The organism is Pseudomonas sp. 13B_2.1_Bac1, from assembly GCF_025466155.1.
Classification (GTDB): Bacteria; Pseudomonadota; Gammaproteobacteria; order Pseudomonadales; family Pseudomonadaceae; genus Aquipseudomonas; species Aquipseudomonas aylmerensis.
The window spans coordinates 29,940-52,491 of record NZ_JANLOH010000095.1 but is presented as its reverse complement, the minus strand read 5'-3'; the positions used below and the strand labels follow the sequence as shown (position 1 = coordinate 52,491).

Genomic DNA, 22,552 nt, shown 5'->3' with positions numbered 1-22,552 from the left:
TCTTAGAGGTGTAGTTTAGGCCGGGGGTTAGAGTTAGAGATAATGAATTGATTTCACTGAAGCGTTAGCCCTCCTCATGATGGGGTGGGTGGGCTCAGAGTTGATATCTTTAGTGCCTGACAGGGCCTCTTCGCAGCCTCGCTGGGGCTCGACAACTCCCACAGGGGATTGGGGGTGGCTGTGGGGTTGGGGTTGGCTTGATGATGGGGCGGCGCCTGGGATTTTTCTCATGGTGCGCAATAGCCTGCTGATAAAACACGGGCCCCCTGTGGGAGCTGGCTGCCTGCGAAAGCGGTGGGTCAGCCACCGAATGCATCCACTGACACACCGCCTTCGCGGGCAAGCCCGCTACCACAGGGGATTGGGGTTGTTTGTAGGGTTGGGGTTGGCTTAGCGCGAGAGCAGCGGCGCGGGGGCTTTTTCCTGTGGGCCTACATCATGCAGGGAAATCCGCGAGGTCTCCGGCAGTGCCAATCCGCCGGCCAGCGCGAGCAATGCCACGGCAATCAGGTAGAACGCCGGTGACAAGTTGCTGCCGGTGGTGCTGATCAGCCAGGTCGCCATCAACGGCGCGGTACCGCCGAAGATCGTGTACGCCATGTTGTAGGTGATCGCCGAAGCGGTGTAGCGCGTGCGGGTCGGGAAGGTCTCCGAGAGCAAGGCGGCGGTGACCACGCCGCACAGCACGGCGCCGACCGCGAGCAACATCACCCCGACCACCGAAGCTGCGAACGAGCCGGAACTGGCCATCAGGAACGACGGATACACCGCCACGATCAACAGCGCACAGGCGGTCATCACCGTGACCCGGCGCCCCACCCGGTCCGAGTACAGCCCGGCCAGCGGGCAAATCGCCGCGGCGAAAATCAGCGCAATCAGCGACACCAGCAACGCCATCGCCCGACTCAGTCCGCCGGCCACTTGCAGATACGTCGCGAAGTAGGTGGTGAACATATAAAACGACAGCGCCGTGAGTGACACAAAAGCGCCCAGGCAGCAGATCGCCGCACCATGGTTGCGCAAGGTTTCCTTGAGCGGGGAGTGGGCTACCGCATGCTCCTGCTTGACGGCCTGGAAGGCGGGCGTCTCATCCAGCTTCCAGCGCAGGTAAAGCCCGACCAGCCCCAGCGGCGCCGCGATCAGGAACGGCAGGCGCCAGCCCCAACTGCCCATCGCTTCGGCGGACAACGACGCCTCCAGGGCGTAGGCCACCACGGCAGCGGCAGCGAACGCGGAAAACGTCGACACCGGCACGAAGCTGCCGTACCAGGCGCGCTTGTCACTGGGCGCGTGTTCCATCAGATAGGCGCAGGCCCCGGCGTATTCGCCGCCAGCGGAGAAACCCTGGGCGCAGCGGATCAGCGACAGCAGAATCGGCGCTGCAACGCCGATGGCGGCGTAAGTCGGGAGCAGGCCGATCAAGGTGGTGGCACCGGCCATCAGCAGGATCGTCATGGCCAGCGTGCGTTTGCGCCCGATGCGGTCGCCGAGCATGCCAAAGAACACCCCGCCCAGGGGCCGGAAAGCGAACGCCACGGCGAATACCGCGAAGGTCTTGAGCAGCGCGGCGCTGGTGTCGCCGCTGGGGAAGAATTGTTGCGCGATGGTGGTGGCGAGGAAGCCGTAGACGGCGAAGTCGAACCACTCGACGAAGTTACCGATGCCGGCGGCGATGATGACCTTTCGCAGGGTGTGGGGGCTGACCTGTTCGGTGGAGGGGCTCGTCATGGGGGAAGGCCTCGGGATGGGATCGGGGATGCTTGATTATCGGGGGCGGGGCTTGGGCGGCGGGGCTCAAAAGAGTCGTCCGCGTAGTCAACAGCGACGTGTCGACGGAGGAGAAGGCAGGAATTGGGCCAGGTGCAGCGGGGGGACTATCGATGGGCGAGGCTGGATGATGTTGACGCGCAGGCGTGACGAAAAAAACGGCCTGTGTCGATCTGACAACACACGCCGTTCAGGACTGCATCAAGCCTTACGCGGCCTTGGCGACAGGCTGCGCAGACTTGCGATACGTCAGCAGCACAATCCCGGTTACCACGATGACGCCACCGGCGATCTGCCCGGCGCTGAGCATTTGATCGAGCACGATCCAGCCCATCAGCAGCGTCGCCAGTGGCTCGATGTTCATCACCGGCGCGTTTCGCGGCATATCCAGGCGCGGCACCGAAATGAACAACACGATGAAGCCCGTGCCGTAGAGCACGACCAGTGTGGCGAGTGCCAGCCAGCCGGTGCTGGTTGCCGGCAGGTTCAGGCCGTCGGCGAGGGCACCACTGACGCCGGCAAGGTTGACGCTACTGAACACGATGAAGATCGTCAGCAGGCTACGGACGGAACCGCGTACCTGCGACAACTTGTGGTCGGTGATCCACAGGGCGCAGGCAAATACAAAGGCGGCGCAGAATGCCAGGGTGACACCGAGCAGCCATTGCGGGCCGATCTCTGCGCTGGCTGAGAGGCGCCCGGGAACGTCCAGCACGAACACCAGGCCCACCAGGATCAAACCCATCAGCAGTGCGGTGCGAGCAGTGGGGCGCGGGCCGCCGAATGCCCAGGTGAGCAGCGCGAGCAAAATCGGAAAGACATTCGCCACCAGTAACGCCAGCGCAACCGGCACGCGGGCCACGGCCGAGTACAGGCACAGGCTTTGAGTGGCGATGAGCAGGCCCAGCAGCACTTGCCAGCGCCATGCACCGGACGGCAGGCGCAGGCTTTGGCGTTGCCATAGCACCAGCACGGCGAGTACCAACAAGGTGCCGCCCGAGCGCATCAGAATCGCCAGCAGCACGCCGGCCCCATCATCAAACGCCACGCGAGCGGCAATGTGGTTACCGGCAAAGGCGCAGCCCATACAGAGCAGAATCAACACGGCGATGTGCCGCGAGAACAGGGCAGGCGTGGTTTGAATGGGGGCAGGCGCAGTCATGATGGGGGCTCGAACAGTGGACGCCATCATCGGGGATGGCGATTTATTGTTAGGACGTCGTACAACTTGCTGAGGCTTTGTAACGTGTTTGTCGCGAAGGTGCAAGGATGTCGTTTTATTCAATCAGGGTGGATTTAGGCTATCGTGCGGGCCTCGAAATCGATGTGTCTGCAGGGAGGAAAAATGCGCGTTTACATCACCGGTGCCTCGTGCGCGGGCGTGACCACGCTGGGCCAGAACCTCGCAGCGCGGCTGGGCGTGCTCCATGTCGATGTCGATGATTTTTACTGGATGCCCACGGACCCGCCGTTCACCACCAAGCGTGCCGCGCCTGAGCGCGTGTCATTGATGCAGCAAAGACTCGGCGACGAAGACTGGGTGCTGACGGGCTCGTGTATGAACTGGGGCGACGAATTGATCACCCAGGTCGAGCTGATTGTCTTCGTGGACACTGCAACGCCAGTCCGCCTTCAACGCCTGGCCGCGCGTGAACAGCAACGCTTTGGCGACCGGATCGCACCCGGCGGCGACATGCACGCGATCCATGTGGCCTTTCGCGAATGGGCCTCGCAATACGACGATCCGCACTTTGGCGGCCGCAATCGAGCCTGGCACACGCGATGGTTGGCCAGTCAAACCGCTGCGGTGCTGCAGGTTGACGGGACCCACAGCGCCGACAGCCTGGTGGCGCAAGTCATTGAGGCGTTGTCGCTGCGCCTGGCCCCGGATTAACGCACGATTGAGTTTCCAGCGGCAGCCACCTCAGCCGTGCGGGCCTGGAGCCTTAGTGCATGCCCTTGCTCACCACTTCCCCCGTCGCCGAATCCTCCAGCCAGATCTTCAGCCGATTCAGTCCAATGTACTGCGAGCGCGCGATGATCTTCTGCCCGGGTTTTCCCTCGAATTCCAAGTCCGCAAACATGAAGTACCGCGGCAGCCGGTACTCCAGTTGAATTGTGTAGCTGCCCGGCACCAGCACGGCGCGTTGCGGTGAGTCATTTTTGTAGTAGTAGGTCGAGAACGGAATATTGCCGACCTTTTTATCGTTGACCCGGATGATGTTCAGGTCCGGCTGCAGGTCCAGGAAGCTGCGGTTGGGCCTTCCCGCGTAGGTGTCGGTTTCGACGATGGTGTAGCGAGCCTCATCGCGCGGTTCACTGGAGTCCACATTCGAGTAGGCCGGCATTTCGGCGCAGCCTTGAAGGCACAAGAGGGTCAAAAACGGCAGGGCAATTTTGCGCATGAAAAAACCTGAATCCATGTCAGAAAGTACAATCGATGATCGATGAAGGGACGCGGCAGGCTTACTCGTGTGCCGTCCATACGGCCAGTTCATAGCCGTCGAGGTCGGTGAAGTGGAACCTGCTGCCGCCGGGGAAGGCGAAGGTCTGGCGGGTGATGACCGCGCCGAAGGTGTGCAGCCGCTGTTGTGTCTCAGCGAGGTTATCCGCATACAGGATGATCAAGGGACCACCCGGTCGAACCGGTACGCCGGTGGTGAAGCCACCCGTGAGGCGGCCGTCGGTGAACTCGGTATAGGTGGGGCCGTAGTCGACGAATGTCCAGCCGAATGCGCCACCGTAAAAGGCTTTGCTGCGTGCAATGTCGCCGACGTTGAACTCGATATTGTCGATTTGTCGGTCTTTACCGCGAACGCTCATGGTCGCCTCCCTGGCAGATGTTTAGGGCGGCGAGTGTAACCTATCCGCTGATGCCTGGACCCTATCGATCACGCGGGCAACGCTAGGGTTCATGAGCGCTCGGGCCTCAAGCGTGAAATTTGCGCCCCAGCGCATCCAGCCGCACCGCAATCGGTGGCAACTGCTCGCTGCTGCGCGCCAGGGTTTCCACGTCATTGGCGGTGCTCTGCGCAATGCTCTGCACGGCCTGCAATCGCCCGACAATCTCCAGGTTCGCCGAGGTCTGCTCGCGGGTGGTGCTGACGATGTGGCCGTTGAGCTGGTCGATCTGCGCGATGTCGAGGCCGACCGCCTGCAGCATTTGCACGGCGACCTGGCTGTCTTGTACGCAGCGTTCCACACCCTGACGGCTGTCGTGCATGGCCTCGACGGCTTCGCGGCTGCCTTGCTGCAGGCTTTCGATGATGGTTTTGATCTCTTGGGTGGAGACGGCGGTGCGTTGCGCCAGGCTGCGGACTTCGTCGGCGACCACGGCAAAACCACGGCCTTGCTCGCCCGCGCGGGCTGCCTCGATGGCGGCGTTGAGGGCGAGGAGGTTGGTCTGGTTGGCGATGCTGTTGATCACCTCCAGCACCGTGCCGATCTGCTCGGCTTGCACCGCCAGGCCTTCCACGGTCTGGTTGGCACCGCTGAGGCGCGAGGCCAGTTGGGTGATTTCCTGCTGGGCGCGGCCGACGCTTTCCTGGCCGCGAATGATCTGTTGGCTGGCCTTGCCGGCGTGTTCCACCGCGTGCTCGACGTGCACCGCGATGTGGCCCATGGCGTCTTCCATGCGTTGCATCGAGCCGGTCATCTGGCTGATTTCGGCCAGTTGGTGCCGCGCGCCTGTTTCCAGGGTGCCGCTGGTACTGGCGAGGGCCTGGCCGAGTTGGCCGAGGCCGTGGGAGTCGCGGGCGACGCCGTCGATCAGATGGGTGATCTGCTGCAGGAAGTGGTCGAAACGCTGGGTGAGGGACACGTGCACCTTGCCTTCGCCCTGGGCGGTTGCCACGGTGAATTGGGAGGTGACGGCGAGCATTTTCTCGAGCATTTCCTGGCTTTCGACAGCTTCGGCCTGGCTGTGCACGGCCAGGTAGAGCAGGGCGATGGTTTCCATCACCACATAGAAAGCGTGGACGAACACCATGCCCCAGCCGCCGTGATGCTCCATCACGAACACCGGGAAACCCTGATGCTGCAACGCATGGAAGACCACGTGGTGCACGGCGATGGTCAGCGCCGCGATCAGGATCGGCAGCCAATCGCGGTAAAACGTCAGCACTGCCAACAGCGCGAAGATGCCGAAGTGGGATTCGATCACGCCCTGCGCCTGGTTGATGTGCAGCGCGGCCATCACCATCAGTCCGGCCCCGAGCGCGCAACGCATGACGCGGCGGCCGCCAACGGCGCGATACAGCGCAGTGAGCACCACGCTGGTGCCGCCGCCCACGATCACCGCCTGCAGCAGGGTGTCGTGCCAGAACGCCAGGCCCAGCGAGAACAGGAACATCAGCCAGATCAACGCCAGCATGATGCGGTCGGCCTTGCGGTAGTGCTCCAGGAAACGCGTGCGGACGGGCATTCACTCTTACTCCATGTGGACTGGCCAGGAACAAAGCATGCGGCGTGCCACGTGGGCCCGCAGTTCGAGCAAAGCAGGTATCAGGAATTTTGCAGGATCAGGGATGCCAAGAGTTTATCGGCATCCCTGCGGGGGACTTTAAGCGCGGCGAACAGCGTGACCCACAAGGCCTATTGGGGCACGCCGTGGGCGTCCAGCCTGGATCAGAAGCTGTACTTGGCCGTCATCATCATGTTGCGCGGGGTGCCGTAGGCGTCGCCGCCGTAGCTCACCGAGTTGGCGATGGACGAATAGTAGCGGCGGTCGAAGATGTTGTTGGCGTTGAGCTGCAGGTCCAGGTGCTCGTTGACCTTATAGCCGGCCATCAGGTCGGTGACCGCGTAGGCGCCCTGTTTGAGGCGGTAGTTGCCACCGTCATTGAGCGGGACGTCGTTGTACATGCGGCTCTGCCAGGAAATGTTACCGCCGATCCGGAGTTTTTCCAGCGGGCCCTGGAAGTTGTAGCGGGTGGTCAGTTTGAACAGCTGCTCCGGGGTGTCGGTGTCGAACTGCTTGTTCACCTTCTGCGGGTTGGCGTCATCCTTTATGGTGTGGGTCCGCGCGTAGGTGTAGCCCCCGCCGACCTGCCAGTTCTCGGTCAGGGCGCCTTGCAACTCGACGTCGATACCCTGGCTGCGAATCTCGCCCGAGGCTTCGTAGCACGTGGCCTGTGGGCAGGTTTGCGGGAAGATCTGGACGGCGCGGTTTTCCTGGTCGACGTTGAACAGCGCGAGGCTCGCATTCAGCGCACCGCCGAGGTATTCGCCCTTGATGCCGACTTCATAGTTCTTGCCGACGATCGGCTTGACCGGCGTGCCCGCGGTGTCCTTTTCGCTCTGCGGCGTGAAGATGTCGCTGTAGCTGACATAGACCGAGTGATGGTCGTCCAGTTCGTAGATCAAGCCGGCGTAGCGGGTCAGGTTGCGGGTCACATGGTAGTCGCCGTCGCCATCACGGTTGTTGTAGTCGTACCAGTCCAGGCGCGCGCCGAGGATCAGCTTCAGCGGGTCGGCCAGGCTCAGGCGGGTGGTCACGTAGACGCCGTCCTGGGTGGTGACTTCGTGGTCGTTGTTGGTGTGCACAAAGTCCGGCTTGCCGGCTGTAAGAGGCCAGTTGGTGTCGTACGGGCTGTAGTTGTGGGTGGTCAGGTCGTAGACCCGCTTGCTGGCCCCCACCACCAGTTCGTGGGTGCGCCCGAAGGCCTGGAAGGGCCCGCTGGCAAAGGCGTCGACGCCGGCCTGGTCCTCATCGAAGGCGGCCTGGTAGACCGTCCGGGCCGGTGTGTTGTTAACCCAGCGCGACTGGTAGGAACCGGAGAACAATGCGTTCTGCTGGGCGTAATTGGCGTTGACCTGCAGGTTCCAGTCATTGGCCAGGCGCTGGCGCAGTTCGGCGAAGACCGTGTTGATTTCCTGGTCCTTGTTTTCCCAGTCGGTGCCGGGGTTGTAGGAGCGCGGCAGGTTCAGGTGGTGGCCGTCCTGGCCGATCATCGAGGAACCCCAGAAGTAGTTGGTCTTGTCCTTCTGGTTGGAGAAACCCAGGGTCAGGGTAGTGTCTTCGCTGAGGTCGGCTTCGGTGACGGCATAGAACAGGCCGTGATCTTCCTCGACCTTGTCGATGAAGCTGTTGGCGTCGCGGTAGGAGGTGACGACCCGGCCACGCAGGGTGCCGCTGTCATTCAGTGGGCTGGAGGCGTCAAGTTCGCCACGGTAGTCGTCCCAACTGCCGGCGGCACCGGTGAGGGTGACTTTCTGCTCATCCAGCGGGCGCTTGCGGATCAGGTTGATGGCGGCCGAAGGGTTGCCTGCGCCGGTCACCAGGCCGGTGGCACCGCGCACGACCTCGACGCGATCGAACATCGCCAGGTTCGGCTGGGCACCCACGCTAACGCCGTTGTAGCCACTCGGGATGCCGTCGTACATCAGGTTGTCGATGTCGAAACCGCGTGAGGTGTAGGACTGCCGGCCAGGGCCGCTGGAGTAATTGAGGAACAACCCGGGCGTGGCGTTGACCACGTCGTTGATGCTGGTCATGGCCTGGTCGTCCATGCGCTGGCGGGTGATAACGGTGACGGCCTGTGGCGTTTCACGCATCGTCAATGGCAGCTTGGTCGCGGTTTTCATCGCGCCGGTGGTGTAGGACTGCGTGCCTTCAGTGGTTTCGCCGAGCTGGCTGTCACCGGAGATTTGCGTGGCACCCAGCTCGAGCGTGGCCGCTGGCGCTTCGGTGTCGGCAAAGACCGCTTGGGAGCTGGCCAGGCAGACCGCCAGGGCCATCAGGTTGAATGAAAAACCGTTACCGCCGTGTTGTTGCACAGACATGAAGCTGACTCTCCCCAAGCGCCCTCCATGGCGAATAATAAAGATGATGATAATTATTCGCATCAGTGTGCCAGAAGGTTCTGTCGCAAAAAAGCCATTGGGGAGAATTAGTTAACGAATTTTTCACATCTGCAGCGGATGGCATTTGGCTATGCGCTGCAGGAATCACCCCTGTACCGGGGTGTCAATCGCGTCGCGCAATCGCCACTCGGCTGGTTGCCTTGACTTCCCTCAGCGCCAGGCTCGATTGGATCGACGCAATCCCCAATTGCCGGCGCAAAACGCTTTCGACGAACTCGCTGTAGCTGTCGAGATCCTCGGCCAGCACCTGCAACAGGTAATCGGCGTCGCCGGTGATCTTGTGGCACGACAGCACTTGTGGCAGGTCTCTGACCACCGCCTCGAAGGCGTCCGGCGCATGGTCGGTATGGATCGCGAAGCGCACATGCACAAACGCCAGGATGTCGAGCCCGAGCATCTTGCGGTCGAGGTTGGCCTGGTAGTCCTTGATCACGCCTTCCTCTTCCAGGCGTTTGCGGCGCCGCCAGCAGGGCGTGAGGCTCAGCGACAGGCGCTCACTCAGTTGCGCGTTGGAAATGCTCGCGTCCTCCTGCAAGAGGGCGAGGATGGCGAGATCAGTGTCGTCGAGAGCGACCTGTTTGGTTTTATTTTTCATGATGGGCAGCCGAATAGGTAAAAATTCCCGATAAACCTAACAGCGGCGCAAGTAAAAGCAAAGAAAGCCCGGCTCTGCCAGAACAAAATAGAGCCTGTCTTTTACTGGCGGATACCGACAAATGCTGACTGTTTTTAGTGATGACCACCGTTTGCACCATGGCACCGAACTCAAGGACGGCGTGCTCAAGCCCTCATTCGAACAACCCAGTCGCGCCGACACCGTGCGTGACCGCGTCCGGCATGTCGGGCTGGGCGATATCATCGTGCCGCGCCATTTTGATCGGGCCTGTTACGTCAACGCGCACAGCGAACGCTATGTGGCGTTCCTTGAACATGCCTGGGCCGAATGGACCGCCATCGGCCGCAGCCACGACGCACTGCCGCTGGTATGGCCGGTGCGTGACCTGGCCAATCAACAGGTGCCGGAATTCATTGATGGCAAGCTCGGCTTCTTTGCCATGGACGCCGGCTCACCGATTACCCGTACCACCTGGAACGCGGTGAAAACCAGCGCTGACATCGCACTCACCGGCCTGGCCCTGATCGATGAAGGCCATCACAGCGCCTTCGCCTTGTGCCGTCCGCCGGGACACCACGCCGCCCGCGAGTACATGGGCGGTTATTGCTACCTCAACAACGCCGCGATTGCCGCGCAACAGGCCATCACCCAGGGCGCCCAGCGCGTGGCGGTGCTGGATGTGGACTTCCACCACGGCAACGGCACGCAGAACATTTTCTACTCGCGGCCGGACGTGCTGTTCATCTCGCTGCACGGTGACCCGGCCGTCTCCTACCCGTACTTTTCCGGCGCCAGCAGTGAGCGCGGAGCCGGCGCGGGGGAGGGCTTCAACCTGAACTACCCATTGCCGAAAAACACCACGTGGGCCGACTACCGGGTCGCGTTGCTCGACGCCTGCCGCCAACTGCGCGCCTTCGCCCCCGAGGTGCTGGTGATCTCCCTCGGCGTCGACACATTCAAGGACGACCCGATCAGCCACTTCCTGCTCGACAGCCAGGACTTCGTCGGCATGGGCGAGATCATCGCCAGCGTGGGCGTGCCGACGCTGTTCGTGATGGAGGGTGGCTACATGGTCGATGAGATCGGCATCAACGCCGTCAACGTGCTGCACGGGTTCGAAAGCGCGACCGCCTGATTCCAACAACCCTCGCTGCTCGACTTTTTTCTGCCAAAACTCAAAAACATAACAAGAGGTTTTGTGATGAAAACAACCACGCCCGGGCTGGATGAAAAGCCTGCGTTGCAACGCACCCTGAACAACCGCCATATCCAGCTGATGGCGATGGGCGGTGCGATCGGCACCGGCCTGTTCATGGGCTCCGGCAAGATCATCGCGCTGTCCGGCACCTCGATCATCCTGATCTACATGATCATCGGGCTGTTCGTGTATTTCGTGATGCGCGCCATGGGTGAGCTGCTGCTGTCGAACCTCAACTTCAAGAGCTTCGCCGACTTTGCCGGCGCGTACCTGGGCCCGCGTGCGGCGTTCTTCCTGGGCTGGTCGTACTGGCTGAGCTGGAGCGTGGCGGTGGTCGGGGATGCGGTGGTGGTCGGCGGATTTTTCCAGTACTGGTTCCCGGACGTGCCCGCCTGGATGCCGGCCGTGGGCATGCTGCTGACGCTGTTCGCGCTGAACGTGCTGACGGTCAAGCTGTTTGGCGAAGTGGAGTTCTGGTTCGCGATCATCAAGATCATCGCCGTGGTCACGCTGATCAGCGTCAGCGTGGTGATGATTGCCAGTGCGTTTGTCTCGCCCACCGGTGTGACAGCCTCCCTGGGCCACTTGCTGGATCGACAGGCAGCGTTCCCGAATGGGCTGTTCGGCTTTTTCGCCGGTTTCCAGATGGCAATCTTTTCCTTTGCCGGCACCGAGTTGATCGGCACCGCAGCCGCCGAAACCCGTGCGCCGGAGAAGACCTTGCCGAAGGCGATCAACTCGATTCCGTTGCGCATCATCCTGTTCTACGTGCTGGCTTTGGCGTGCATCATTGCGGTGACGTCCTGGCAGCAGGTATCGCCGAGCAAAAGCCCGTTTGTCGAACTGTTCCTGGTGGCCGGTTTTCCCGCGGCCGCAGGCATCGTGAATTTCGTGGTGCTGACCTCGGCGGCGTCGTCGGCCAACAGCGGGGTGTTTTCCGCCAGTCGCATGCTCTTCGGCCTGGCCGACCTGGGCGATGCACCGGGCATCTTTCGGCGACTGTCGACGCACAGCGTGCCGTTTATCAGCCTGGCGTTCAGCACCGTGTTGATGCTGCTCGGCCTGGTGCTGCTGTTTGTGGTGCCGGAGGTGATGACGGCTTTCACGATTGTGTCGACGGTGTCGGCTATCCTGGTGATTTTTACCTGGTCGACTATCCTCGCGTCCTACATCGCTTACCGCAAAAAGCGCCCGGACCTGCATGCCAAATCCACTTACAAGATGCCCGGTGGTGTGCCGATGGCATGGTTTTCCCTGGGGTTCCTGGGGTTCGTGCTTTGCCTGTTGGCGCTGCGCCCGGACACGCGCCTGGCGCTGTGCGTGATGCCCGCGTGGTTTATCTGGCTGGGGATTGCCTATCAACTGTCGCGTTTTCGTCAGCGCTTCAAGGCACAGGTGAACCGGACTGCGGCGCTATGAGCTTGCCGCGTGCGGTGTTGATCAAGTAAGCGCGGCGCTTGAAGTGCTTGAGCGACTCGGCGTTGATCATGTGCTCGGTTTCCGGGTGCAGCGGACCGTTCAGGGGCACCATATCGCAGGTCTTGGCCAGGCTTTCCAAGGTTTCGTGATCGGTCAGCTTGAGCTCTTTTTCCACGGCGTCCGGCAGGCGGTGACGGTGCCCACATGCATGCCTTCCACGTCGTAGGAACGACCACGCACTCGGTGATGTTCCAGCCACCCTTGAGCACCCACTGGGGTTGATGGCAGGTAGTTGAGCACCAGCGCCAGTACGCTCATCACCAGATGCTCGGCGACGCTGTTGCTCAAGGTATTTGCGCAGGCCCACTTCGCCGCAAGTACTGCCAGGCAACGTGCCGGGCCGAAAGTCTATGGCCTATGGCGTCGGCACGGTCTGGCCGTTGGGGGCGCGTTACAGGTGCGGTAGGTCATCACCCTTCGCGATGTCGTAAAGGCGATAGCGAAAGGTTGCGCCTCACAGGTGGTCCGCATCGATCACCGCCCTGGCAAATGCCTCAGGGGCTTCCTGCGGCAGATTGTGGCCGATCCCACCCTTGACCAGGCGGAACTCATACTTGCCGGTAAAGCGCTTGGCGTAGTCTTCGGGCGCCGGGTGCGGGGCGCCGTTGGCGTCGCCTTCGAGGGTGATGGTCGGCACGCCTATGGCGGGGGCCTGGGCGAGTTGCTGCTCCAGCCCGGCGTATTGGGTTTCGCCCTGCACCAGGCCCAGGCGCCAGCGGTAGTTGAACACGGTGATGGCGACGTGATCGGGGTTGTCCAGGCCTTTGGCGCTGCGTGCGAACGTGGCGTCGTCAAACGCCCATTTCGGCGAGGCCAGTTGCCAGATCAGCTTGGCGAAATCGTGAGTGTTTTTCTGGTAACCGGCGGCGCCGCGCTCGGTGGCGAAGTAGAACTGGTACCACCACTGCAACTCGGCCTTGGGCGGCAGCGGGGTCTGGCCGGCGGCCTGGTTGCCGATCAGGTAGCCGCTCACCGACACCAGCGCCTTGACCCGCTCTGGCCACAAGGCCGAGACGATATCCGCCGAGCGCGCGCCCCAGTCATAGCCACCGAGCACGGCTTGCTGGATGTGCAGGGCGTCCATGAAGTCGATCACATCACGGGCCAAGGCCGCCGGTTCGCCGTTGCGCAGGGTCGTGTCCGCGAGGAAGCGTGTGCCGCCATAACCTCGCGCATAAGGGATCAACACCCGATAGCCCTTGGCGGCGAGCAGCGGGGCAACCTGTGCGTAGCTGTCGATATCGTAGGGCCAGCCGTGCAGCAGGATCACCGCCGGGCCAGTGGCCGGGCCGACTTCAGCGTAGGCCACCTCCAGTTGCCCGGCCTTGATGTGCTTGAGCGCACCCAAGCCTGCCTGAGGGCTCGCAACCGGGGCGCGCGCGAGCGGCTCGGGCATTTCGGCCTGCGCCAGGCCACTGGCACCGAAGGACACCAGGGCCAGGGCCAGGAACAGCGGGTGACGTGTGGGGCGACGGTTCAACTGAGCGTGCATGGCGAGCCTCCTACGGCTTGATGTGTGCCTGATGCTCAGTTGAACGTTGCGCTGTATCTGGGTTGTTTCAGGAAACCCGTCGAATCAAACGCTGTGTATCACTGCCGGTCGCGTACACAGTGCGATACATACCTAGAAGGCCACCTTCACGCCCAAGGTGCCTTGGCGCCCGTTGAACAGGTTGCTGTCGAGGTTGCGGTCACAGCCGACTTCGCCATACAGGTTCACGCCATTGGCCACCTCCAGCGTAGCGCCGGCACTCAGGTCGAGGGTGGTGGACTTCTGCTCGGTGTCGATATCCGTGGCGTCGTTGAAGGTGACGGTGTCAGTCCCGGCGCGTGAGTGCCAGACATTCGCGCGCACATAGGGCTGCAGTGGCAGGCCGCTGACCGTGTACTGGCCGCGCAGCCGCACGCCCAGGCGCGTGGTAATGCGGGTGTCGGCATCGTACGAGACATCGGCGATGCCGTCGTTTTGCTTGTCCAGCCAGGTCTTGCCGACGATCACCTGGGCCTGGGGCTCGACCACCCAATTGTTGACCAGCGCGAACGGCCAGCCGAGTTCGGCGGATGCGCTTACGTTGTGGCCCTGGGTATCCATTTTCACCCCGCGATCCGACGCGTTGTTGCCATCGAAGCGGGTGCCCATCATGACCAGGTCGAGGTAAGCCTGGTTGGCGCCGATCAGCGTCCAATAGAGCCCCAGGCTGTCACCGCGCAAGGTGGTCTTGCCGGCGTCGCGGTCTTCCCAGCCGCCATTGAAGCCTTTGACGTTGCCCCTGAGGGTGCTGTGGCCGACAAAAAAACCGGCGCGCTGGGTCTGGCCGCTGTCGCCGCTGCTGGCGTAGACGTCGCTGCCGACCTGGAAAGCCGTGACCGAACTGTCCAGCGTTGGGCTGACGGTCCCGGCGGAATGCTGGCGACTGCTGCTGCCGTATACCCGTCCCCAACCCGCCGGGAACGTACCGACCGGTTGTGGCTGGTCCTGGTCCCCCATGCGCTGGTGATAGGTGCCCAGCATGCCCCGCACGATCTGGTCGGCAGCCGGAAACAGCGCAGCATAGATCGGCACTTCCTGGCGGTAGATCGGGATCGGGGTCAGCCCGGGGTTGGATGGCAGTGGCGGCTCGCCGGGGCCCGGCACGGGCACGAGGACGGGATCGGCCGGCGTCACGGGGACGGTGGAGCGCAAGTAGTAGTTTTCCGCCGTGCCGGCCGATACGCCGCCCTTGAACAGGCGATAGTCGAACGCCCCGGCGGACACCGGCCCTGCGAGGCTGAACGCGGTGCCGCTGCCGCTGGCGCCGTTGATGGCCTGGACGACCTGGATGCCGTCCTGCAGCGTAGCGCCGCCGGCCCCGCCCAGGTTGCTGACGCTGATCGCGGTAGTGCCGCCGAGGGTGCCCTGGCTGACCACCAGTTTATCGCTGGGGGAACCGTCGGCGCCGAGCACGCTTTGCAGCGCGAGCCCACCGCCGTTGCCGTTGTAGTTGCCATTCACGGTCAGCGTGTCGCTGGCGATGGCGCTGCCGCTGGTCATGTCGATCAGGCCACGGTTGTTCACGGTCACCAGCTGGCCAGCGGTGAACGCACTGATAACCCCGGTATTGACCAGCAGCGTGCTGCTGCCGTTGACCGACATCGTGCCGGTGCCGGTGTCGGCATCGCCCAGCACGAAAGTGCCGCCCAGTGTGAAGCGGGCATTGTTGTCCAGTATCACCTGTTCCCAGTTGGCATAGCGTCCGGGCGTGCTGGCCTGGGTATTGTCGAACGTCAGCGTGTCGGTGCCCGTGCCGCCATCGATCAAAGCGGTGGATGACAGCTGGGTTTCAGTCAGGTTTTGCAGGAGGGCGGTGTCGTTATCGTTGCCCATCAGGATGGGCCCGCGGATTTGCCCGCCGCCGATCCAACTGAACAGGTCATTGCCGGCACTGGCCAGGATCTGCCCGTTGATGGTGCCGCCGGTCACCGTGATGATATCCGCGCCGCCACTGGTGCTGATGTTGCCGCCGATCAGGCTGGTGCCCGAGACCAGGATGGTGTCTTCGCCAAAGCCGGTCACCAGGTTGCCGATGATCGTGCCGCCGCGCATATCGAAAATGTTGTTATCGAGCTTCATGTCCACCCGGCCGATGGTGCCGCCGCTCATCAGTGCCTGGTCGCCGTCCTCGAACGCACCGGTGATCGTGCCACCGCTCATGAAGAACTGATCGCGCCCGTCGCCCTGGGCCAATGAGGCAATGGTGCCGCCGCTCATGGAGAAACTGTCGATGCCTGCACCCTGGATGATCGCGCCGGCCTGCCCGCCGGTGACCTGCGCCACATCATTCCCCGAGCCTTGGGTCACCGAGCCGGTGATGCTGCCCAGGTTGAGGCGGAAGATATTGCTGCCGTCGCCTTGGTTCAAGTTGCCGTCGATCCCGGCGCTCGGGCCTTCCACATCCACCAGGTCATTGCCGGCGCCATAGGTCACCGCCCCGGTGATACGGCCGGTGGCAGAGAGATTCAGGGTGTTGTTGCCGCCAGTGTCGGTAAAGCCCGGCGCGGTGCCGCTGTCACAGGCAGAGGTGTCGTCGCCGGCGGTGTTATTGATGACGCAGGCCCCGTAAGAGCTCAGTGGCGTCGCTGCCAGGGCGACCAGGTAGAGCCAGGCAAAGGTCCGTGTGCGCATGATCCGTCCTCGATTGAGGGGATAATTGCCCCGGCACCTGCAACGGCAGGCGCGGGCCAGACCATGACAACGAAATGCACGATACAGATCAGGAAATACCGGTCACCTGTTCGAAAACACCGGCCAATGCAACAGGTTGGCATGGCTTTCTCGACTGCGCTTCAAGCGGCACAGTCCTGTTGCAGCATAGCCGTGTATGGACAGGGCGCCAGTGTTAGAAATAACAGGTATAGACGAGTCAGAAGGATGGCGGCAGCACGATCTCGTAGGGTTCGCGCATTCGCTCCAACAACACCTGGGCGAGAATCGGCGCCAGGCCGATCTGTGGGTCGCCGGCCAATTGGCTGGCATACGCGTGGGCGGCGTGGAGTTTACGCGCCACGCTCCACGTATCCAGGCGTACCTTGCGCGCGCGCTGCCAGGGGATCACCGCACCTTCGCGGGCGGGCCAGTGCCAGGCCCAGATCGGCACTTCATACAGGTGCGCGCCTACCAGGCTGCAAGCCTTGGCGCTGGCACGGCCGACGGCGTCATGGTCGTCATTGCCGTCGTTGCGCCAGGTGGAAAACACCACGTCACCGGGGTGCAGGTAACGGGCGATGAACTGGCTCAATTGCGGTTCGCGGGCGGCGAGGGCGTTATCGCAAAAGCCACCGCGAATCCACTTGAGGCTGTGCAGCGGCATGCCCAGGCGGCGCAGTGCTTCGGCGCTTTCCTGGGGCCTGACCACGCTCAGGCGGCTGGCCGGCCACACATGCGAGCCGGGGTGGCTGGCGCTGCCATCGGTGATGGAGATCAGTTGCAGCGGGTGTTCCAGGGTGCTGAGCAGTTGCAGCAAGCCGCCGCAGGCCAGCACTTCATCGCCGGGATGGGGGGCGATGATGACCACGCGTGCGCCAGGAGGCACCAGTGAATGAGGGGCGATCGGCGGGATTTGCGCCAGCTGCGGTGCGCTGTTCCAGATTTGGGCGGGGCCACGGCGGCCGTCGCCTAATGAGGCAAGCTTCATGGGTGACAGATCCTTGTCAATTGATGCTGGGTCGTGCTCCGTTGACGGGACGACGCTCTTTTTACCCACCACAGGGTCCGTCGTGGTGGTTGCATGGCAATCCAACCCTGGATTGCCAGCAAGGCGTCCTCAGCATAGCCAAGGTTTGGTCGCTTTTACATTCAGTAATGGCGTTTTTTTCAAGAGGCCAGCATCAGGCTCTTCAAATAATCGCCAAAGCCGCCCTGGGCCCGCGCTTCCAGGCGTGCACTGGTGATCACCTGCGGCGAGTGGCTCCAGGCGATCGAGGCGCCGCAGCGCTCCAGGTTGCGCACCAGTTGCACATCTTCATGACAGGCCAGCGGTTCGAAACCGCCGGCCCGCACATAGGCCCCAGCGCTGATGCCCAGGTTGGCGCCGTGGATATGCCGGTGGCCGTCGCGGGCCTGGTAGGCCTGGTTGTAGCGGATCTGCGCGGCCGGGTCGAACCCTTCGCTCCAGGCGTCCACCGTGACCGTGCCGCACACGGCGTCGGCACCCAAGGCCAACTGTGCGACTAGCCAATCGGGGGCCACGCGGCTGTCGGCGTCGGTGCACGAGATCCAGCGCGCACCCTGGTTGAGCAGATGCCGCGCGCCCACCCCGCGTACGTGGCCGACGTTGCGTGCCTGCACTTCCAGACGCTGCACCTGGAAGGCTTCGGCAATCGCGGCGCTGCTATCGGTGCAACTGTCGAGCACCACCAGCACCTGCACCGCTTCGCCCGCCAGGCCTGGATGGCTGGCCGCGATCAGCGCGGCGTCCAGGCACTCGCCGAGCAGCGCTTCTTCATTGTGTACCGGGATCAGGATACCAATCATCGCAGGCCCTCCAGCGTGGCGACCGAGGTCGCGTCGCGGCTCCACAGGTCGAGGAGAAAGTCGTGTTCGTGATGCCGGGCAGCCAGCGGCATCGCCAGCCGTTCGTGCAGCAACGCATGCACCTGCTCGGCGGTCTGCGGGCAGCCGTCGATGGGCGGGCGCCAATGGCAGGCGAGCACTTGCCCGTTGGGGGCGAGGCTGGTGAGGGCGCGGTCGATCAGGGCGCCGAGGTCATCGGCGTCGAGGTAGTAGCACAGCTCGCTAAGCACGATGAGGTCGAACTGGCCCTGCGGCCATTGCTCGGGCAGGCGGCTCTGTTGCACCTGGGCATGGGCAAAGCCCAGCAGGCGACCACGGGCCAGGGCCACGGCGGCCGAAGCGGTGTCGCAACACAACAGGCGATCGCAGCGCGGTGCCAGTTCGGCGCTGAGTTCACCGTTGGCGCAACCGGGCTCGAAGATCGAGGCATACCGTGGGCGCGTCAGCATCGCCAGGGTCAGCGCGCGCTTGCGGCGCTCATACCAGCGTTGGCGAAAGGCCCAGGGGTCATCGTTGCCAGCGAACAGTTGATCGAAATACGGCGTGGCCACGCTCATACAAACACCACTTCAAAAGGTTGCAACAGCCGCTCGACCACGTACGGCGCCAGTACCGGCGGCAAGCCGATCTGCGGATCGCCTTCCAACTGGCTGGCGAATGCATGGATGGCGTGGCGCTTGCGGGCCACGGCTTCGCAGGTCAGCGGAATCTTGTGGGCGCGGTGCCACGGCACTTGGCTGTCTTCGGGTGACGCCCAGTGCCAGGTCCAGACCGGCAGCTCATACAGCGTGGCGCCCACGGCCTGGGCCGCCTGGGCGCTCGCGCGGCCAACGGCTTCATGGTCGCAATGGCCGTCTTCGCGCCAGGTGGTGAACACCACGTCGGTCGGCTTGAGGTAGCGTTGGATAAACGCAGTCAGCTCGTCTTCGCGTGCTGCCACCTGGCTGTCGCTGAAACCGGCGCGTAGCCATTTCAGGCTGTGCAGTGGCAACCCCAGGCGGTGCAGGGCCTGCGCCGATTCCTGCGGGCGCACCACGCTCAATCGCTCTACCGGCCAGCGCCGGGATCCGGGGTGACTGGCACTGCCATCGGTAACGGAAATCAGCTGCATGGGCCGGCCCAGCGCCGCCAGGCCTTGCAGCAGGCCGCCACAGCCGAGCACTTCATCATCCGGGTGCGGAGCGATGATCACGGCGCGATGGCCCTCGGGCACCAGCTCTTCGACACTGATGTGCGGCAGCTCCGCCATCAGGCTAGAGGCCTGCCAATGTTGCAGCGGCGTGCCCTGGCCGACGATCGGGTTGGGTCTCATAACTGCCACCTCCCTGTGGGTTCGCCGGCAACCAATTCGCCCAGGCCGGCCAGGTCGCGCTCGGCATGGCTCTGGCGCACATACACCGGCAGATCCGTCATCAACTGGGCAAAGTGCGGGTCCTTGCAGTACGGCCCCGCACCCACGGCCCGGCCGACATGGCGCATGACCTGCTCGACAGCCTCTTCGATACACGCGCGGGTCTGCTGGGCCAGTTGCTGGGCGTCAGCCTTGGGGGCGCGGTCGATCTGTTCGGCGCTGGCGCGCAGTACGCAGGCGGCGCCGTTCAAGGCGCTGTCGACGGCGCCGAGGTGGGCGAGGGCATGCGGTTCCGGGCGTTTGCTGCAATGTTCGCGCAGGGCCTCCGCCAGGCGTTGCGCGGCGCCGTACCAGCACGCGGCGATGCCGACGCCGCCCTGCCAGAAACCCGGCCGGGCGAGGTAATCGCCGGGACCACCCACGGCAATCCCGAGGGCCCCGTCAAACAGCACCTCGACACTGCCGGTGGCCGCCATGCCCACGGCATTCCAGCCTTCGTTGGTGACGGTGATGCCCGGTTGATCCATCTGCACCGCCACCAACTGCTGACGGCCCTGTTCATCCCAGGCCGTCAACAAGCCATGGCTGACCACTGCCGCGCCTGAGCACCAGGCTTTGCGCCCGTCCAGGCGCAAGCGATGCCCGTCCTGGCGCACCTGGACCCTGGCGGTCGGCGGTTCGGCCGCCCACATTCCCCATGTGCTGCCCAGAGGCGGCAGTGGGCTGTCGAGTTCGGCAATGATCGCCAATGCATCGGTATGACCTTCGAACAACTTGCACAAGCGCAGGTCGTGGCCTGCCACTTGTGCCAGGCGACTGAATCGCGCCAGGGTCTCGCCGCTGCCAGGCAGCGGCAGTTGGTCGAGGCCTTCTTCCTGAAGTGCCTTCAGCGCTTTGCCCAGGTCTTGCGTGTCCGCGTAGCCCTGGAAGCTCTGGAGGAATCCATGCAGTGCCATGTCACACCTCTTCGTCACGCTGCAGTTCGAACAGTAACAGCGAGCGGCCGGTCACCGCGTACTCGTGATCAAAGTCAAACCGTTCCTGGCCGCGTACCGCCGGCTGGTTGGTGTCGAGCATGCAGGTCCAGAACTCACCTTCAGGCACCGACGGCAGGCGGAAATTGACCATGTCGTGGTGCGCGTTCACCACCAGCAACAAGGTGGCGTCGGCACCGGCACGTCGAATCCCGGTTTCCTGCGCGCGACCATCCATCAGCATGCCGAGGCAGCGGCCATGGCTGTCTTCCCACTGTTCGGTGGTCATCTCGTTGCCGTCCGGCGACAGCCAGGTCACATCCTTGACGCCGATGTCTTCGTTATAGTCGCCCACCAGGAAGCGGCCACGACGCAGGATCGGATAGGCCAGGCGCAGCTTGATCAGGCGTTTGACAAACTTGAGCAGCGCCTTGCCGTCATCGTCCAGCTCCCAGTTGACCCAGCCGATCTCGCTGTCCTGGCAGTAGGCGTTGTTATTGCCGTGCTGGGTGCGGGCGAACTCATCACCGGCGACGATCATCGGCGTGCCCTGGGCCAGCAGCAACGTGGCGAAGAAGTTGCGCATCTGGCGCAGGCGCAGCGCGTTGATTTCCGGGTCTTCGGTCGGGCCTTCGACGCCGTGGTTCCACGACAGGTTGTTGTTGCTGCCGTCCTGGTTGTTCTCGTCGTTGGCTTCGTTGTGCTTGTCGTTGTACGACACCAGGTCATGCAGGGTGAAGCCGTCATGCGCGGTGATGAAGTTCACCGAGCTGTAGGGGCGGCGACCCCGATGGTTGAACATCTCGCCCGAAGCGGTCATGCGCCCGGCGAAGTCCGCCAACTGGCCGTCGTCGCCTTTCCAGAAGGCACGTACGGTGTCGCGGAAACGGTCGTTCCATTCGACCCAGCCCGGCGGGAAGTTGCCCACCTGATAACCGCCGGGGCCGCAGTCCCAGGGTTCGGCGATCATTTTCAACTGGCGCAGTACCGGGTCCTGGCGGCACGCCACGAGGAAGCTGTGGCGCTCGTCAAACCCGTCGCGGTAGCGGCCGAGGATGGTCGCCAGGTCGAAACGGAAACCGTCGACGTGCATCTCGGTGGCCCAGTAGCGCAGGGAGTCTGTGACCATCTGCAGCACGCACGGGTGGCTCAGGTCGAGGGTGTTGCCGGTGCCGGAGTCGTTGATATAGAAGCGCTTGTCATCGGGCATCAGCCGGTAGTAAGAGGCGTTGTCGATGCCGCGCATGGACAGGGTCGGGCCGCGCTCGTTGCCTTCGGCGGTGTGGTTGTAGACCACGTCGAGGATCACTTCCAGCTTCTGCTCGTGCAGGTGCGCAACCATCTCCTTGAACTCGGCGATCTTGCCGCTGGCCAGGTAGCGCGGGTCGGGGGCGAAAAACGCGATGCTGTTGTAGCCCCAATAGTTGGTCATGCCTTTTTCCAGCAGGTGCTGGTCGTTGACAAAGGCGTGTACCGGCAGCAGTTCGACCGACGAGATGCCCAACTGGCGGATGTGCTTGAGCACGTCATCTTCCATCAGGCCGGCGCAGGTGCCGCGCACCGATTCGCCGACCGAAGGGTGGCGCATGCTGATGCCGCGCAAGTGGGTTTCGTAGATGATCGTACGGTCCCACGGCACGCGTACCGGCTGGTCATTGCCCCAGGTGTGCGCGGGGTCGATGACCTTGCACTTGGGCACGAATGGAGCGCTGTCGCGTTCGTCGAAGCTGAGGTCGTCGTCCGGGTGGCCGATGGTGTAGCCGAACAGTGCCTCGGACCATTTGAGTTCGCCCACCAGCTGTTTGGCATAGGGGTCGATCAGCAATTTGTGGTGGTTGAAGCGATGACCGTTGGCCGGGTCATAAGCACCGTACACGCGGTAGCCGTAAATCAGCCCGGGGTGGGCGTCGGGCAAGTAACCGTGGAAGATTTCGTCGGTGTATTCGGGCAGTTCGATGCGTTCCAGCTCAACTTCGCCGGCGTCGTCAAACAGGCACAGCTCCACCTTGGTGGCGTTGGCCGAGAACAGCGCAAAGTTGACGCCCAGTCCATCCCAGGTGGCGCCGAGGGGGAAGGGCAAACCTTCACGAATCCGCGACGGCTCGTTGCCCGGCGTCGAAGGGGTTTTATGGGGTTTGCTCATGGTGTTGCTCCTGCAAGGGTCTTTTTTCGGGCCGAACGCGGCCGTGCTGACGAATATTCAGCTGACAATCGGGGTGGAAAAATCACCGCTTACCGGCAGGGCCGGCAAGCG

General features: G+C 63.2%; 20 protein-coding genes. 3 read left to right on the top strand and 17 right to left on the bottom strand.

The features are described 5' to 3' along the window. Positions 1 to 390: 390 nt before the first annotated feature. Both NTD80_RS23800 and NTD80_RS23795 read right to left on the bottom strand, forming a co-directional pair. Positions 391 to 1,728 (bottom strand): MFS transporter, encoded by a 1,338-nt coding sequence (locus tag NTD80_RS23800; RefSeq protein WP_262135225.1) that lies wholly within the window; start codon positions 1,726 to 1,728, stop codon positions 391 to 393. Between the two features lie 247 nt (positions 1,729 to 1,975). Next, complete coding sequence (locus NTD80_RS23795) at positions 1,976 to 2,929, bottom strand: EamA family transporter (protein ID WP_262135224.1); 954 nt, start codon at positions 2,927 to 2,929, stop codon at positions 1,976 to 1,978. Positions 2,930 to 3,112: 183 nt separating this feature from the next. On the opposite strand from NTD80_RS23795, the gene NTD80_RS23790 reads away from it, so the two are divergent. Continuing rightward, positions 3,113 to 3,661 (top strand): adenylate kinase, encoded by a 549-nt coding sequence (locus NTD80_RS23790; protein WP_262135223.1) that lies wholly within the window; start codon positions 3,113 to 3,115, stop codon positions 3,659 to 3,661. 52 nt (positions 3,662 to 3,713) lie between these two features. On the opposite strand, the gene NTD80_RS23785 is transcribed toward NTD80_RS23790, so the two are convergent. The 5 genes from NTD80_RS23785 to NTD80_RS23765 all read right to left on the bottom strand — a co-directional run bounded on the left by NTD80_RS23785 (position 3,714) and on the right by NTD80_RS23765 (position 9,226). Continuing rightward, a complete protein-coding gene (locus tag NTD80_RS23785; RefSeq protein WP_262135222.1) occupies positions 3,714 to 4,172 on the bottom strand; it encodes a hypothetical protein in 459 nt (152 codons plus the stop codon). 61 nt (positions 4,173 to 4,233) lie between these two features. Then, positions 4,234 to 4,590 carry a VOC family protein gene (locus NTD80_RS23780; protein ID WP_262135221.1) on the bottom strand — a complete coding sequence of 119 codons (357 nt, stop codon included), beginning with the start codon at positions 4,588 to 4,590 and terminating at the stop codon, positions 4,234 to 4,236. Positions 4,591 to 4,696: 106 nt separating this feature from the next. Beyond that, positions 4,697 to 6,190, bottom strand: coding sequence for a methyl-accepting chemotaxis protein (locus tag NTD80_RS31260; protein ID WP_106803697.1), 1,494 nt, complete (start codon positions 6,188 to 6,190; stop codon positions 4,697 to 4,699). Positions 6,191 to 6,393: 203 nt separating this feature from the next. Then, positions 6,394 to 8,550 (bottom strand): TonB-dependent siderophore receptor, encoded by a 2,157-nt coding sequence (locus tag NTD80_RS23770; RefSeq protein ID WP_262135220.1) that lies wholly within the window; start codon positions 8,548 to 8,550, stop codon positions 6,394 to 6,396. Between the two features lie 184 nt (positions 8,551 to 8,734). Further along, the gene (locus NTD80_RS23765) at positions 8,735 to 9,226 is read right to left on the bottom strand and encodes an Lrp/AsnC family transcriptional regulator (protein ID WP_262135219.1); all 492 of its coding nucleotides are present in this window, start codon (positions 9,224 to 9,226) and stop codon (positions 8,735 to 8,737) included. A 121-nt stretch (positions 9,227 to 9,347) separates the two neighbouring features. Between NTD80_RS23765 and NTD80_RS23760 the strand changes: the two genes are divergently transcribed. Continuing rightward, positions 9,348 to 10,382: a histone deacetylase family protein gene (locus NTD80_RS23760; RefSeq protein ID WP_120448749.1), complete on the top strand. Its 1,035-nt coding sequence runs from the start codon at positions 9,348 to 9,350 to the stop codon at positions 10,380 to 10,382. Positions 10,383 to 10,448: 66 nt separating this feature from the next. After that, positions 10,449 to 11,864: an amino acid permease gene (locus NTD80_RS23755; protein WP_262135218.1), complete on the top strand. Its 1,416-nt coding sequence runs from the start codon at positions 10,449 to 10,451 to the stop codon at positions 11,862 to 11,864. On the opposite strand, the gene NTD80_RS23750 is transcribed toward NTD80_RS23755, so the two are convergent. From NTD80_RS23750 to glgX, 10 genes are all read right to left on the bottom strand, one after another. Beyond that, positions 11,830 to 12,039: an NAD(P)-dependent oxidoreductase gene (locus tag NTD80_RS23750; protein WP_262135217.1), complete on the bottom strand. Its 210-nt coding sequence runs from the start codon at positions 12,037 to 12,039 to the stop codon at positions 11,830 to 11,832. The genes NTD80_RS23755 and NTD80_RS23750 overlap by 35 nt on opposite strands. Beyond that, positions 12,018 to 12,212: a hypothetical protein gene (locus NTD80_RS23745; protein ID WP_262135216.1), complete on the bottom strand. Its 195-nt coding sequence runs from the start codon at positions 12,210 to 12,212 to the stop codon at positions 12,018 to 12,020. The genes NTD80_RS23750 and NTD80_RS23745 overlap by 22 nt, the downstream gene beginning before the upstream one ends. Before the next feature lie 166 nt (positions 12,213 to 12,378). Continuing rightward, positions 12,379 to 13,416, bottom strand: a complete 1,038-nt coding sequence (locus NTD80_RS23740; RefSeq protein WP_262135215.1) for an alpha/beta fold hydrolase — start codon at positions 13,414 to 13,416, stop codon at positions 12,379 to 12,381. Between the two features lie 132 nt (positions 13,417 to 13,548). Further along, the gene (locus tag NTD80_RS23735; RefSeq protein ID WP_262135214.1) at positions 13,549 to 16,086 is read right to left on the bottom strand and encodes an autotransporter outer membrane beta-barrel domain-containing protein; all 2,538 of its coding nucleotides are present in this window, start codon (positions 16,084 to 16,086) and stop codon (positions 13,549 to 13,551) included. Positions 16,087 to 16,324: 238 nt separating this feature from the next. Further along, positions 16,325 to 17,095: a PIG-L deacetylase family protein gene (locus NTD80_RS23730; RefSeq protein ID WP_065908112.1), complete on the bottom strand. Its 771-nt coding sequence runs from the start codon at positions 17,093 to 17,095 to the stop codon at positions 16,325 to 16,327. A gap of 179 nt (positions 17,096 to 17,274) precedes the next feature. Beyond that, a complete protein-coding gene (locus tag NTD80_RS23725) occupies positions 17,275 to 17,934 on the bottom strand; it encodes a glycosyltransferase (protein WP_065908113.1) in 660 nt (219 codons plus the stop codon). Continuing rightward, positions 17,931 to 18,530, bottom strand: coding sequence for a nodulation S family protein (locus tag NTD80_RS23720; protein ID WP_262135213.1), 600 nt, complete (start codon positions 18,528 to 18,530; stop codon positions 17,931 to 17,933). The genes NTD80_RS23725 and NTD80_RS23720 overlap by 4 nt, the downstream gene beginning before the upstream one ends. Next, on the bottom strand, positions 18,527 to 19,285 hold the full coding sequence (locus NTD80_RS23715) for a PIG-L deacetylase family protein (RefSeq protein ID WP_065908115.1): 759 nt from the start codon (positions 19,283 to 19,285) through the stop codon (positions 18,527 to 18,529). Before NTD80_RS23715 ends, NTD80_RS23720 begins: the two co-directional genes overlap by 4 nt. Beyond that, positions 19,282 to 20,280: an acyl-CoA dehydrogenase family protein gene (locus tag NTD80_RS23710; protein WP_262135212.1), complete on the bottom strand. Its 999-nt coding sequence runs from the start codon at positions 20,278 to 20,280 to the stop codon at positions 19,282 to 19,284. The genes NTD80_RS23715 and NTD80_RS23710 overlap by 4 nt, the downstream gene beginning before the upstream one ends. Before the next feature lies 1 nt (position 20,281). After that, a complete protein-coding gene (glgX, locus tag NTD80_RS23705; RefSeq protein ID WP_065908119.1) occupies positions 20,282 to 22,441 on the bottom strand; it encodes a glycogen debranching protein GlgX in 2,160 nt (719 codons plus the stop codon). Between the last annotated feature and the right edge of the window lie 111 nt (positions 22,442 to 22,552).

What these genes read in the sequence shown, in the direction of transcription:
- NTD80_RS23800 (WP_262135225.1), bottom strand. Translation starts at nt 1,728, where the DNA reads ATGACGAGCCCCTCCACCGAACAGGTCAGCCCCCACACCCTGCGAAAG.
- NTD80_RS23795 (WP_262135224.1), bottom strand. Translation starts at nt 2,929, where the DNA reads ATGACTGCGCCTGCCCCCATTCAAACCACGCCTGCCCTGTTCTCGCGG.
- NTD80_RS23790 (WP_262135223.1), top strand. Translation starts at nt 3,113, where the DNA reads ATGCGCGTTTACATCACCGGTGCCTCGTGCGCGGGCGTGACCACGCTG.
- NTD80_RS23785 (WP_262135222.1), bottom strand. Translation starts at nt 4,172, where the DNA reads ATGCGCAAAATTGCCCTGCCGTTTTTGACCCTCTTGTGCCTTCAAGGC.
- NTD80_RS23780 (WP_262135221.1), bottom strand. Translation starts at nt 4,590, where the DNA reads ATGAGCGTTCGCGGTAAAGACCGACAAATCGACAATATCGAGTTCAAC.
- NTD80_RS31260 (WP_106803697.1), bottom strand. Translation starts at nt 6,190, where the DNA reads ATGCCCGTCCGCACGCGTTTCCTGGAGCACTACCGCAAGGCCGACCGC.
- NTD80_RS23770 (WP_262135220.1), bottom strand. Translation starts at nt 8,550, where the DNA reads ATGTCTGTGCAACAACACGGCGGTAACGGTTTTTCATTCAACCTGATG.
- NTD80_RS23765 (WP_262135219.1), bottom strand. Translation starts at nt 9,226, where the DNA reads ATGAAAAATAAAACCAAACAGGTCGCTCTCGACGACACTGATCTCGCC.
- NTD80_RS23760 (WP_120448749.1), top strand. Translation starts at nt 9,348, where the DNA reads ATGCTGACTGTTTTTAGTGATGACCACCGTTTGCACCATGGCACCGAA.
- NTD80_RS23755 (WP_262135218.1), top strand. Translation starts at nt 10,449, where the DNA reads ATGAAAACAACCACGCCCGGGCTGGATGAAAAGCCTGCGTTGCAACGC.
- NTD80_RS23740 (WP_262135215.1), bottom strand. Translation starts at nt 13,416, where the DNA reads ATGCACGCTCAGTTGAACCGTCGCCCCACACGTCACCCGCTGTTCCTG.
- NTD80_RS23735 (WP_262135214.1), bottom strand. Translation starts at nt 16,086, where the DNA reads ATGCGCACACGGACCTTTGCCTGGCTCTACCTGGTCGCCCTGGCAGCG.
- NTD80_RS23730 (WP_065908112.1), bottom strand. Translation starts at nt 17,095, where the DNA reads ATGAAGCTTGCCTCATTAGGCGACGGCCGCCGTGGCCCCGCCCAAATC.
- NTD80_RS23725 (WP_065908113.1), bottom strand. Translation starts at nt 17,934, where the DNA reads ATGATTGGTATCCTGATCCCGGTACACAATGAAGAAGCGCTGCTCGGC.
- NTD80_RS23720 (WP_262135213.1), bottom strand. Translation starts at nt 18,530, where the DNA reads ATGAGCGTGGCCACGCCGTATTTCGATCAACTGTTCGCTGGCAACGAT.
- NTD80_RS23715 (WP_065908115.1), bottom strand. Translation starts at nt 19,285, where the DNA reads ATGAGACCCAACCCGATCGTCGGCCAGGGCACGCCGCTGCAACATTGG.
- NTD80_RS23710 (WP_262135212.1), bottom strand. Translation starts at nt 20,280, where the DNA reads ATGGCACTGCATGGATTCCTCCAGAGCTTCCAGGGCTACGCGGACACG.
- glgX (WP_065908119.1), bottom strand. Translation starts at nt 22,441, where the DNA reads ATGAGCAAACCCCATAAAACCCCTTCGACGCCGGGCAACGAGCCGTCG.